This is a genomic window from Rhizorhapis suberifaciens, assembly GCF_014200045.1.
Lineage (GTDB): Bacteria > Pseudomonadota > Alphaproteobacteria > Sphingomonadales > Sphingomonadaceae > Rhizorhapis > Rhizorhapis suberifaciens.
On record NZ_JACHOV010000024.1, the window covers coordinates 1 to 12,221 of the forward strand.

Below are 12,221 nucleotides of genomic sequence, written 5' to 3' on the forward strand. Positions count from 1 at the left end.
GTGCTTTGCCCATGATCCACCTCCAAAGAGAAGGAATCACAAATCTCACGCCAGGGGAATCCCCAGCGATTCACATTTCCAATCCGACGCTCTAGTCTGCCATGGCCCGTCTCGGATCTTGGATCGAAGCCCGACCCGAGGGTATCTACATCCCCACCGCCGACGCCTGAATTGATCCGTCGAGCCCCAGGACGCGCGCGCATGCGAGCAACCCACAGCAGTGCAGGCTGTTGCCAATTTGCTCTGGCAAACCATCCTCTTCGCTTGTCGCCGTGATCCTGACTTCTACGTTCCGTCGGTCGTGATGGCCTCGTGGATCAGGCCGTGCCCAGAAGTTGCCCGAGGTCGATGATCTGGACTTTCTTGGCCGACTGGAAGGCAGGGCGCGCCTGAAGCCTGGCCCAATATTTTCTGACGCCGTCCGGGAACTGGGCCGCGAGGTTCAAATAGTCTGCCATGAGCAGGGCATATCCAACCGCGATGTCTGCACCCGTGAAGCGATCCGCACATAGCCAATCGGTTCGGCTCACCTGCCGCTCGACATGCTTCAATCGGCTCAGAAACCAACGTGTATAGTCGCTTATCGCATTGTCGGCTCTCCCGGGCTCGAACGTGCTGTAGCGCAGGATCAGCGTCTGCGGGAAAGTGAGCGTAGCGTCCGAAAAATACATCCAGTTCAGCCAAACCGCATAGCCGGGATCAGAGGGCTCAAGCGAAAGACCGGACTCGAGATATTTGGTGCCGAGATAGTGAACGATGGCTGAGCTTTCGGTCATCACCGATGTACCATCGCGGAAGGTCGGGACCGTGCCGAGCGGATTGATCTCGAGATAGTTTGGCGTCCGCGCCCGTGGCGGGAACTGCATCAATTCGATCTCGTACGGCGCCCCGATCTCCTCCAAGGCCCAGAGCACCCGGAAGGACCGTGTATCTGCGCAGTGCCAGAGTTTCATCACCTTGTTCCGTTCACGCCAACCATCACCGATGCCAGGTCGTGAATTCGTCCACGCCGATCCGGTCGCTGACCAGCTTGTTTTCGATTGCCGAGGAATCAGCATAGCCGAGCGCCATCCCGGAGAGCAGGATGAGGCTGTCGGGGATCGCAAGCTCGCGATGGACCACCGCGCCAAAATCGCACCAGGCTTGCTGCGGGCATGTCTCAAGCCCATGGGCACGCGCCACCACCATCACATTCTGCATGAACATGCCGCAATCGAGCCAGGCGCCGAGAGCCATGTCGCGCTCCATGGTGAAGAACAGGCCGACCGGAGCGCCGAAGAACTCATAGTTGCGCAGCATCGCCGCCTTGCGGGCCGCAATATCGTCGCGGTCGATGCCATAGAGAGCGTAAAGATCATGGCCAAGCTTACGACGGCGCGAGAGGTAAGGCTCCTTCATCCGCTCCGGCAGATAGCGATACTCAAGGCTGGTCTCGTCGGCTTGTGCCGCCGCCAGCACCGCGCGCGATAGCCTGTCCCGGCTCTCGCCGGTCACCACGTGCACGAGCCATGGCTGGATGTTCGTGCCCGAAGCCGCACGCGACGCCGCCTGCAGGATAGCGTCGATGGTTTGCTCGGACACGGCGGTCGGCAGGAAGCGGCGGACCGAACGCCGGCCGGTCACCGCCTCAACCGCTGGAAGCCCCTGCTCCGGCAGCTTGTTCAACGGATCGCCTCCAATTCGCGGCGGCGCTGCTGCTTCAAGACGAAGCGCTGAATCTTGCCGCTCGGCGTCTTGGGTAGCGCCTCGGCAAAATGCACCGCGCGGGGATAGGCATGGGCGGCATAGCGGGTCTTGACCCATTGCTGGATGTCGCGCTCGAGCTCTGCCGAGGGGGAATGACCTTCGCGCAGCACGACATAGGCCTCGATCACCTCGCCGCGAACCTCATCGGGAATGGCGATCACCGCCGACTCCGCCACTGCCGGGTGGGTCGCCATTGCCGATTCGACCTCGAACGGGCCGATCCGGTAACCGGCCATGATGATCACATCGTCATCGCGCGCCGAGAAATGGAAATAGCCGTCGTCGTCGACCAGTCCGGTATCTCCGGTCACGTACCAGCGGCCTTCGCCGGCGAACTTCTCCGCGGTCTTGCTGGCATCGCCGTCATAGCCCTTAAACCAGGCGAGCGGGCTTTCCGGGATCACCATGGCAACCCGGCCGAGCTCGTTGGGGCCCACCTCCTCGTCACGCTCTGCATGGAGGATAGCGGCCTTCCATCCCGGCATCGCCTGCCCCATCGAGCCGGCTTTGATCGGTCGGCGGACCACCTCGTGATGGTGGTTGTTGATCAGCATCCCGGCTTCCGTCTGGCCATAATGGTCGTGCACCGCGATACCGAGCACCTGTTCGGCCCAGTCGTTCACTTCCGGGGTCAGCGGTTCTCCCGCACTGGACGCGCACCGCAGGCGCAGCGTCGCCTGCGGTGACAGGCCAGAACTCCGCAGCGCACGATACACGGTCGGAGCCGCGGCGAAATTGGTGACGCCCTGGCTCTCCAGCACTGCCATCGTCGTTTCCGGCGAGAAGCCTCCTTCCAGTAGAATGCTGGGCGTGCCGGTGGTGAAGGTCGCGAGGACCCCGAAATAAAGGCCATAGGCCCAGCCTGGGTCGGCGGCGCACCAGAAGACGTCGTCCGGTTTCAGGCCCAAGCCGAATTCGGCATAGGCATGGAACGCGGCAAGCGCGCGCACCGACACGATCACGCCCTTCGGGCTGCCGGTTGTGCCCGAGGTATAGATGTGGATGAACGGTGCATCGCCGCCCACCACGGCGGCCGGAATGCCCGGCTCTGCCTGCTCCATCAACACATCGAACGACAGCGTTCCATCCCCCGCCGTTCCAGTGGAGATTACGCGCCAGGGGGGATTGGCCGGAATATCGTCGCCGGGTGCGAGCTTAGCCTGCTGCGCTGCATCGCAGACAACCGCCCTGGCGCCGCTGCCGGTGAGACGCAGCGCGATTGCCGAGGGAGCGAAGGCGGTGAACAGCGGAACATGCACCGCGCCCAGCCTCCAGATGCCCATGAGCGTGACAAGATATTGCCGGCTCTTGCCCATCAAAGTCGCCACACGATCGCCATGCCCGATGCCGAGCGACCGCAGGGCGGCGGCGAATCTTTCAGACTCATCTCGCAGTTCGCCGTAGGTCAAATCCTGCGTCGAAAGATCAGGCGCAATGATACGATACGCAGACGCCCCCGGGTCGTGCCGGTCGCACAGCAACGCCGCCGCGCACGCTTCGTCTGCGCCATAGAGCGCAAGAAGCTCATCAACGCGCTGCAATTCTGACGGCTGAGTCATTCGGGGGCTCCAGGACGATGATGGTGAACCCAACTCGTGGCGATAGTCTTTGTCATCTCGTCCTCCTATACCTGATAGCCAAGACAATCTATTCGATCACGGGAAGTTCGATAAAGGAGGGGTGATCCGCGTCATGCCGGATGCGCTGCCTCGCTACTTCGTATCCCGGGCTGTCCTGGTCGCCGGTGTTGAGGTTGCGATCCCACCGTGGGAACGAGCTGCTGGTGATGTGCACGCGGATGCGGTGCCCAGGAAGGAACACGTTGCTCGTCGACCACAGGTCGATCTCGTGGATACCGGCACCATCCGCCCCTTCGCGCACCCGGACGATGCCGTCGCAGAGGTTGAACGACTGGCCGTTCGGATGCACGTCGCACAGGCGCGCCACCCAATCGGTGGATGGCGCTGAACTCACGCAGTTCAGGACGACCCGGACTCGGCCGGTGACTTCGAGTTCCTGTTCGAGCGGCGCAGACGTGAAGACGCAGACATCCTGCCTTGCTTCGACTGCTCCCTGCTCCTTCGGCCCTGGCGGGAAAGCGCCCGCCATGACGAGATGACCGCCCACGGTCGGCACCGGATCGGACGGATTATAGACGAACTCTGTGCCGCCTTCGTCGGCAGACGGCCCAGCCAGCGTCAGCGAGCCGTCGGCGCGCAGGAAATGACGCTGGACCCTGGCGCGCGCTGGCGGCCACTCATTTTCGTCGCGCCACACATTGCGTCCCATTACAAAGATCCGCACCTTGGATTCGGGGAGCTGAATATCGGCATCCGCTTCGAGATGCTGCCGAAACCAGGCGAGCTGAAACGCGTTGAGGTCGCCATAGGGATAAGACGCCACGCCGAGACGGCGGGAGGCGAGGCCGAAGCTCAGGTCGCCGACCTTGTCGCCATACTCCATATGCGACCACGGCCCGACCACCAGCCGCGCGTCGCGCCCGAGGCTGGTCATCGTGGCGAAGTTGTCGAGCGTCCCTTGCAGGAAGATGTCATACCACCCGCCCGTGTGGAAGCTCGGGATGGCGACCCGATCATGCTGTCCTGCCACCTGGCACCAGTTGATGCTGTCCGGATCGTCGAGGGCGCGGATCGCGCCGAGGCCCGGCAGCTGGTGACGCTGAAGCGTGGCGCCCCGGCGCACCGGCAGATCCCAATAGCCGCCCGTCGCAAGAGCCTCATAGTCGGCTAGAATCGTACCCATGCGGCTGGCACGCTCTGCCATCGGGATCGGCAATCTCTGCACGTAGTCGGGGCCCATCATTAGCGTCCACGGCAGCTCGACACCCAGCTCGATGGCGCCGCCCCTGCCGTAGAGGCCATCCATGGGATCGCGCCAGGTGACCATGGGCGAAATCGCTGCCAGCGAAGGTGGCTGAGCAAGCGCGGCCATCCACTGGGTGTTGCCGACGTAGCTCCCCCCGAACATTCCCACGCGTCCGTTGGATCCAGGCAGTTTCGCCGCCCATTCAACGGAATCATAGCCGTCGTCGCGTTCAAACCGGAATGACTCCGTCTCGCCTTCCGAAACGAAACGGCCGCGCGTGTCCTGGATCACGACCACGAAGCCCTGGCGGGCCGTCTGAACGGGATCAAGCAGTTCCACGACCATGGGCAGATCCTTGCCGTACGGAGAACGGGCCAGAAGGACTGGCCAGGCGCCCGATCCTTCGGGCGTGTAGACGTTGGCGCGGAGCACCGTCCCATCGCGCATGCGTGCGGGCACGTCTAACTCGACGTCAACCTTGACCAGCCGCGATGGAGCGCCAGCTTCAGAAGGGGGGGTGGTCATGACTTTACCTCTATGTGATAAAAAGTTGGAGTGACGCCGCCCGATCGGATGCCTTGTCGGCGGGCATTTAGGGACTGTTCGGACGCAGGAAGATACCTATCCGTTATACGCGGCGCCTGCGGCCGCCATCGGCATTCTCCGTTACGCGTACCCACGGATTAAGCGCGAAGGGGCGTTCAAATCGGCTAGGCTCCGACCGAAGTACAGGCTGACATTGCGCTTCCCAAGCAAGCGCGGGATCCACTGCGTCATCTTCATCTCGCTTCCTCCCCAAAAATACGGCAAGAAAAATGGTGCCCACGCCAAGCGCATCCATTCTGCTATTCGTATATATAGAACATGAATTCTATTACGTGTCCACAGAAATTCAACCGCCCAGATATTCAAAGCGAGGGTCGCTCTACCCAAGCACCAGCAAATTAAATCCGTTCGTTGCTCTACATTAGGTATTTTGTCCCGAAGAACCCTCCGCATCAAAATCCTCAAGGCTGAATACACCTGCAAATGCTAAACAGAAGAGCCCTAGCGGTTCATATCAATTCAGCACCATCTTCTATCCAACTCCTCATCTTCATGCCGTGTCTGTGGTTTGAGTTGAACGATCATCAGTCGGTTCTGCTGACCGCTGCCCGATCCCATCCCAAAACATGAACTCGGCTTCGTCTCGCCCGCGATCGGGCCCGGCGCGCCGGGCCTACGCCCCCACTAGAGCCTCGATGATCGCAATTTACCTTGATGTTCCCGTGCTACTTTAGCGTTACCGGCTCACCTATAATCTGGAGTTCATCACCCATCATCGCGGCGCCATTCGTATGGCCCCGTCGAGGCGGATGGTTTCGCCGTTAAGCATCGGGTTCTCGATTATTGACCTCACCATCAGCGCATATTCCTCGGGCTTGCCGAGCCGGCTCGGGTGCGGGACCTGCTGTCCGAGCGAGTCCTGAGCCGCCTGCGGCAGGCCCAGGAGCATCGGTGTGAGAAAGATGCCAGGCGCAATGGTGACGACACGAATCTTGTGCTGAGCCAGATCCCGCGCGACCGACAGCGTCATACCGACAACACCGCCTTTGGACGCCGAGTAGGCGGCTTGACCGATCTGCCCGTCGAAGGCAGCCACGCTTGCGGTGTTGACGATGACGCCCCGCTCCTCCCCAACTGGTTCAGCGGCAGCCAGTCGCGCCGCAAACTTCGAAATGACGTTGAAGGTGCCGAGCAGGTTCACCTCGAGCGTCTTGCGGAATATGTCGAGCGGGTGCGGCTGATTTTCCCGCCCCACCGTCTTGATCGCCGGCGCCACACCAGCGCAGTTGACGAGCACGCGCGCCACACCATGGGCTTGTTCGGCTGCGGCAAGGGCATCGGCCACGCTTTTATCATCTGCGACATTGGTTTTGATGAACATGCCTCCGATCGCATCCGCGTGCTGCCGTCCGGTTTCCTCGTTCAGATCGCAGATCGCGACCTTGACACCTTGCTCTGCCAACATCGCAGCAGTCGCGCCACCAAGACCTGAGGCCCCACCGGTGACGATTGCGGCAATTCCATCCAGCTGCATACCTGCCCCTCCTCGTTAGATCAGCTCGACCGCGACAGCTGTCGCCTCGCCACCGCCGATGCAAAGCGATGCGACGCCGCGCTTCAGCCCGCGGTTCTGAAGCGCGGCGACAAGCGTCGTCATGATACGGGCACCTGATGCCCCGATCGGATGACCAAGAGCAGTCGCACCGCCATTGACGTTGATCCTGTCGGCATCGATCCCCAGATCGCGCATGGCGATCATCGCAACTACTGCGAAGGCCTCGTTGATCTCGAACAGGTCCACGTCGTCAATCCCCCAGCCGGCCTTCTCGAGCAGCTTGCGGATCGCGGGGACCGGTGCGGTGGTGAAAAGCCCCGGCTCATGCGCGTGAGCGGCATGAGCAACGATGCGCGCGACTGGCACCAGGCCAAGCTTCTCGGCAACAGACGCTCGCGTTGTCACCAGGGCCGCGGCGCCATCGGAGATCGACGAGGCATTGGCGGCCGTGATCGTGCCGTCCTTGGCAAAGGCGGGCTTCAGGCTCGGGATCTTATCGGGCCGCGCCTTCCCCGGCTGCTCGTCGATCGCTACCGTCTCGCTGCCGCCGCGCGTCGACACCTCTACTGAGACGATCTCGCGCTCGAAGGCGCCGCTGTCGATTGCACTTCTGGCGCGCGCAAGCGAGCGTAGCGCATACTCGTCCTGCGCCTCGCGCGTGAACTGGTATTCGCGCGCGCTGTCTTCGGCGAACGCTCCCATGAGCTTGCCTGGCGTGTAGGCATCCTCGAGCCCATCCAGGTACATCGAGTCCTTGACCACGTCGTGACCGATGCGCGCGCCCGTGCGGTGCTTGGCAAGCAGGTATGGCGCGTTCGACATCGACTCCATGCCCCCTGCGACAATAATATTGGCCGAGCCTGCAGCAAGCGCGTCATGCGCCATGATCGCGGCCTGCATGCCCGACCCGCACATCTTGTTGACGGTGGTCGCCTCCACCGACTTCGGCAGTCCAGCCCCAAGCGCGGCCTGGCGAGCAGGAGCCTGGCCCAACCCCGCCGGCAAGACGCAGCCCATGAAGATCTGCTCAATTGCGTCAGGCGCCACGCCAGCGCGTTCGACGGCGGCCTTGACTGCTGCTGCGCCCAGTTCGGTGGCCGAAGCGCCCGCAAGAGTGCCCTGGAAGCCGCCAATGGGCGTGCGGGCGTACGAAATAATGACGACCGGATCGGCGGTCATGGGCTTGTCCTTTCAAAGTGCTCGCGCAATTACCATGCGCTGGATGTCGGAGGTACCTTCATAGATCTGGCAAACGCGCACGTCGCGGTAGATCTTGGCAATGCCAAACTCCTCAAGGTAGCCGTAGCCACCCAAGGTCTGCAGGGCGCCCGAGCACACCGCCTCGGCCGTCTCGGAGGCAACGAGCTTGGCCATCGACGCCTCTTTCAGGCACGGCTGACCTGCGTCTTTCATGGCGGCGGCATGAAGCACAAGCTGTCGAGCAGCCTCGAGGCGGGCGGCGAGGTCCGCAAGCCTGAAGCCGACCGCCTGATGCTCGATAATGGATTTCCCCATGGAGCGGCGGTCCTTGGCGTAGGCAACCGCGATCTCGAGTGCGGCCTGCGCCATGCCGATCGACTGCGCCGCAATGCCGATGCGGCCAGCCTCGAGGTTCGACAGTGCGATGCGGTAGCCCTGCCCCTCATCGCCCAGGCGCAGCTCGTCCTCAATGAACAGATTATCAAAACGGACAGCGCAGGTGTCGGACGCACCTTGCCCCAGCTTGTGCTCGACCTTATCGACTGAATAGCCCGGTCGGTCGGTGGGCACGAGAAAGCCGCTGATGCCCTTCTTGCCGGCCGCCGGATCTGTGACCGCATAAACCACCGCCAGACCCGCGATCTTGCCGGACGTGATGAACTGCTTCGCGCCGTTGAGGCGATAGCCGCCCTCAACCTTAATGGCGCGCGCGCGAAGAGCAGAGGCGTCCGATCCCGCGTCGGTTTCGGTGAGCGCGAAGGCGCCGATCATGTGCCCTGAGATGAGATCGGGCAGGAAACGCGCCTGCTGTGCCCGCGTGCCGTCGCGCAGGAGTCCACCGACAATGAGGCTGTTCTGGATCGACACAATCGTCGACAACGCCCCGTCGGCAGCAGCAAGCTCGATGAGCGCGAGTGCATAGGAAATGTAGTCGGCACCGGCACCCCCCACTTCTTCCGGCGCGGTCATGCCCATCAGCCCCAGCGACGCAAGCTCGACGAACAGCTCGGGCGGATAGCCGCTCGCCGCCTCAAAGGCCCCGCTCTGCGGACGAATGTGCTCTTGTGCAAAAGCACGCACCGTTTCGCGGATAGCCGATTGAACCTCGTTCAATATCACCGCTTCTCTCTCGCGCGGCCGATGTTCGGATCGAACAGGTCGCCGAAGCGGCCCGAAGCCGACGCCACGGCTTGGCCGCCAATAAAATGACGAATATCACGGAGGCTTGCAGTTGCCACGGCTTATATTCCCTTGGATATCGTTATTGCAGCGATGTCGGCGTGAGCCAACGATCGCGGAAGAAGCGGAATTGTTCCGTTGCGTCGTTGGCGACTCTCTCGATCGCCTAAGGGTTCATCACCGCTCTCGCAAGCAACGCCTTGAGGCGATCGACCACCGCAGCGGTTGCTTCGGCGGCGGCTGGCACGAGCGCCGACAGGTTGGGGAAACCGTGGGTGAGATGGTCGAACTCGATGAGTTCGACCGGCACGCCCGCCTGCCGCAGCCGATCGGCATAGGCAACAGCCTCGTCGTGCAACGGATCGACCGTCAGCACGACGACAACAGCCGGAGGCAAGTTGTCGAGGCATTCCGCGGCAAGGGGCGAGATGCGCGGGTCGGCGCGATCGTGTCCGCCGCAATAGCCTCCCATGATCTGCGGGAAAGTCTCGGTGCGCAAGCTCGGATCTGCGTTGGCGAGGCGCGAGGGATAGTTATCCGCATCGCTGCGAAGATCGACGGCGGGGAAGAACAGGAGCTGCGCGTCGAAGTTTTTGCTGGCGTTATGGTTCAGCTCCAAGGCGACGGCGGCCGCCAGATTGCCGCCGGCACTCTCGCCTCCGATGACGACCGGGTGACCCGCGCCGCCGAGCTCGCCGGCATGGTCAAGGACCCAGCGCGCAGCGGTGAGCGAGTCCTCGAAGCCGGCCGGGAATGGATTTTCGGGTGCCAGCCGATAGGCGCTCGTGACGACCACCATCGAGAGATCGCGCGTCAGGCGCCGAGCCAGCGGTTCGATAAAATCGAGACCGCCTATTGACCAACCACCGCCATGGAGAAGGTGCAGAGTGCCCAGAGGGGCGCTGGCCGGACGGAAGATGCGGATCGGCACGGTGCCACCCAGGCCGGGAAGCTCGCTGTTCTCGACCGCGCCGACATCGATTGGCCCCTCCGGACCATGAAAAAGCGGTGCCATGGGCGCTGTTTCCTTTCTCAGCGTTGCAAAGTCGATCTGACCCGAAGGAACCGGAAGCTGGTCGATAATTTGCTGTAGTACGGGATCAAGCGCCATGATTTCATTCTCCTAAGGTTTGGGGTGGCTGTGCCGGCGAACGTGGAGGCTCATCCCACCAGCCCGGCATCGCGGCTACAGGTCTTCAGTTCGCCAGAATGTCAGCCACCACGTCGCGGCTGCGAAACTGTAGCGACAACCGTTCTGCATCAACGAGGAGCTGGACCATGCAGACGAACACCAGGTCGTTGGTCGGATCGACCCAGAACCAGCACCCAGCCGCGCCGTCCCAGAAATAGGTGTCGCGCCCGAGGGCCACGCCGGCGACTTGCGGGTCGGTGATGGCAATACCGTTGTAGGCATATTCATAGCCCGGGCGCAGCCAGTGTGGCGCCGTGCCGAAGCCGCCGGTCAGCAGATGCCGCGGCGTGTGGCTGCGCGTCATCAGCGCGACGGCCTCTGGGCTGAGGATGCGCCGGCCGTCGAGCTCGCCGCGCCCGAGCAGCATCCGGCCGAAGCGGAGATAATCGGGCGCGGTCGACACCAGCCCGCCACCGCCCGAGGCGAAGACCGGGGACTGGTCATAGGGTAGCACCAGATCGCTCGGCGACAGCGCGGCGATGTTGTCGTAGCCGAGGCTGTCGGCGTCGGCGGTCATTTCGACGAGCGCATCGCCGGCCAGCGTGTAGAGCGCGGCGAAGCGATCGCGTTTGGCGGCCGGCACGACGAAGTCCGTGTCGACCATGCCGAGCGGCGCGAAGATGCGCTCCAGCATGAAGTCGCGCAGGCACATGCCGCTCAAGCGCTCGACGACAATCCCTTGCACGTCCATGGCCGCGCTGTAGCGCCAGCCTGTGCCCGGCTCGAAGGCGAGCGGGACCTTGGCCAGCCGCGCCAGATACTCCTCGGCGGTGATATCGTGCGGGATGGTCGGAACGCCGGCCGCGCGGAAGGCGCGGTCGACCGGCTCGTCGGTAAAGCCGTAGGTGAAGCCCGCCTGGTGCGTCATCAGATGCTCGAGCGTCGGCGGCGTTCCGGGTACGGCGAGCCGGGGGGCGCCGTCGGGCCCGCTCCCGCGCAGCACCTGGAGGTCGGCGAGTTCGGGGAGATGCTTGGCGATCGGATCCGAGGGTGACCATTTGCCCTCGTCCCACAGGATCATCATCGCGACCGCGGTTACGGGCTTGGTCATCGAGAAAAGCCGAAAGATGCTATCCGTCTGCATCGGCTCGGCGACCGCCACATCGCGCTGACCAATTGCTGAGGCGTGGGAGACAGCGCCCTTGTGCCACGCGACCGTCACCGCGCCGCTCAGCAGCCGCCGGTCGACCACGTCTTGAATAAGCGCGTCGGCAGCGGACCACCGTGCATCGGAGCGAGGTGGTTCCGGCAAAGCTGATTCCGCATCCTGACCCACCGCTGATGGCACGATATGCTCCTTAAATGGAATAGCTTTTCCATTTCATATAATATCAGAACAAAGAGTGCAAGCGGTGCGTTTATGCCCAACCCATCCCGTTCATGCTTACCTTTTTGCCAGTTTCATACTTTCTGGTAGGCTATTGCCGATGTCAGCATCTAGGCCTAAACCCCGGTGTAAAGCAACAGCAAGGGGAGAGGCCAGCGAATGGAGATCGGCGGCACCTTGGCGCGTAGACTGTCCGCAGCGCGACACCGCGTCAGCTCGCAAACTCCGAGGGTGCCGAGGGTGTGCGGTCCTTCGCCGATGAGATTGGTGCGACCGCTGACGATGTGAGAGGAGCTCAAGGCTCGGTCCCAACTCCGGCCATGCCGACATTATCCAATTGAACGCTCCGCAAGTCTAATCAACTGATCGACAAGGAGAGGTACGGATAACAAAATTTGAGAGAGTAGGAACATATCAGAATAGTTAAACAACAAGAAGGGAGAGTTCTTATGTTAAAAGCAAAAGTTTTGATGTCATCGTCGTTGATTTCGATCTGTTTGGTGATGACGACTGGCATGGCCGCGCAGACGGCCTATGCGCAATCTGCTGAGAGCGACGACAGGGCAGACATCGGGGACATCATTGTGACTGCGCAGAAGCGGGAGCAACGGCTTCAGGATGTGCCGGCGACCATTGCCGCCTTCTCTGAG

The 12,221-nt window shown here is 62.4% G+C and carries 11 protein-coding genes; 1 reads left to right on the plus strand and 10 read right to left on the minus strand.

Going from position 1 to position 12,221, the window contains the following annotated elements:
• Positions 1-317 precede the first annotated feature (317 nt).
• From HNQ99_RS16155 to HNQ99_RS16195, 10 genes are all read right to left on the minus strand, one after another.
• Positions 318-953, minus strand: a complete 636-nt coding sequence (locus HNQ99_RS16155) for a glutathione S-transferase family protein (RefSeq protein WP_221232742.1) — start codon at positions 951-953, stop codon at positions 318-320.
• Positions 954-978: 25 nt separating this feature from the next.
• Positions 979-1,665, minus strand: a complete 687-nt coding sequence (locus HNQ99_RS16160) for a nitroreductase (protein ID WP_246415060.1) — start codon at positions 1,663-1,665, stop codon at positions 979-981.
• The gene (locus HNQ99_RS16165; RefSeq protein WP_221232743.1) at positions 1,662-3,305 is read right to left on the minus strand and encodes an AMP-binding protein; all 1,644 of its coding nucleotides are present in this window, start codon (positions 3,303-3,305) and stop codon (positions 1,662-1,664) included. Before HNQ99_RS16165 ends, HNQ99_RS16160 begins: the two co-directional genes overlap by 4 nt.
• 88 nt (positions 3,306-3,393) lie before the next feature.
• A complete protein-coding gene (locus tag HNQ99_RS16170; RefSeq protein ID WP_221232744.1) occupies positions 3,394-5,097 on the minus strand; it encodes a CocE/NonD family hydrolase in 1,704 nt (567 codons plus the stop codon).
• 793 nt (positions 5,098-5,890) lie between these two features.
• Positions 5,891-6,652: an SDR family NAD(P)-dependent oxidoreductase gene (locus HNQ99_RS16175; RefSeq protein ID WP_184477559.1), complete on the minus strand. Its 762-nt coding sequence runs from the start codon at positions 6,650-6,652 to the stop codon at positions 5,891-5,893.
• Between the two features lie 15 nt (positions 6,653-6,667).
• Positions 6,668-7,852 carry an acetyl-CoA C-acyltransferase gene (locus HNQ99_RS16180; RefSeq protein WP_184477562.1) on the minus strand — a complete coding sequence of 395 codons (1,185 nt, stop codon included), beginning with the start codon at positions 7,850-7,852 and terminating at the stop codon, positions 6,668-6,670.
• Between the two features lie 12 nt (positions 7,853-7,864).
• On the minus strand, positions 7,865-8,989 hold the full coding sequence (locus tag HNQ99_RS16185; protein ID WP_184477572.1) for an acyl-CoA dehydrogenase family protein: 1,125 nt from the start codon (positions 8,987-8,989) through the stop codon (positions 7,865-7,867).
• Entirely contained in the window at positions 8,989-9,111 is a 123-nt protein-coding gene (locus tag HNQ99_RS16825; RefSeq protein ID WP_281376855.1) for a hypothetical protein, read from the minus strand. The genes HNQ99_RS16185 and HNQ99_RS16825 overlap by 1 nt, the downstream gene beginning before the upstream one ends.
• Before the next feature lie 107 nt (positions 9,112-9,218).
• Positions 9,219-10,163 (minus strand): alpha/beta hydrolase, encoded by a 945-nt coding sequence (locus tag HNQ99_RS16190; protein WP_184477564.1) that lies wholly within the window; start codon positions 10,161-10,163, stop codon positions 9,219-9,221.
• Between the two features lie 85 nt (positions 10,164-10,248).
• Complete coding sequence (locus HNQ99_RS16195; protein WP_184477566.1) at positions 10,249-11,532, minus strand: serine hydrolase domain-containing protein; 1,284 nt, start codon at positions 11,530-11,532, stop codon at positions 10,249-10,251.
• 488 nt (positions 11,533-12,020) lie between these two features.
• On the opposite strand from HNQ99_RS16195, the gene HNQ99_RS16200 reads away from it, so the two are divergent.
• Positions 12,021-12,221 (plus strand): hypothetical protein (locus tag HNQ99_RS16200; RefSeq protein ID WP_184477568.1); only part of this gene is annotated, 201 nt, incomplete at its 3' end.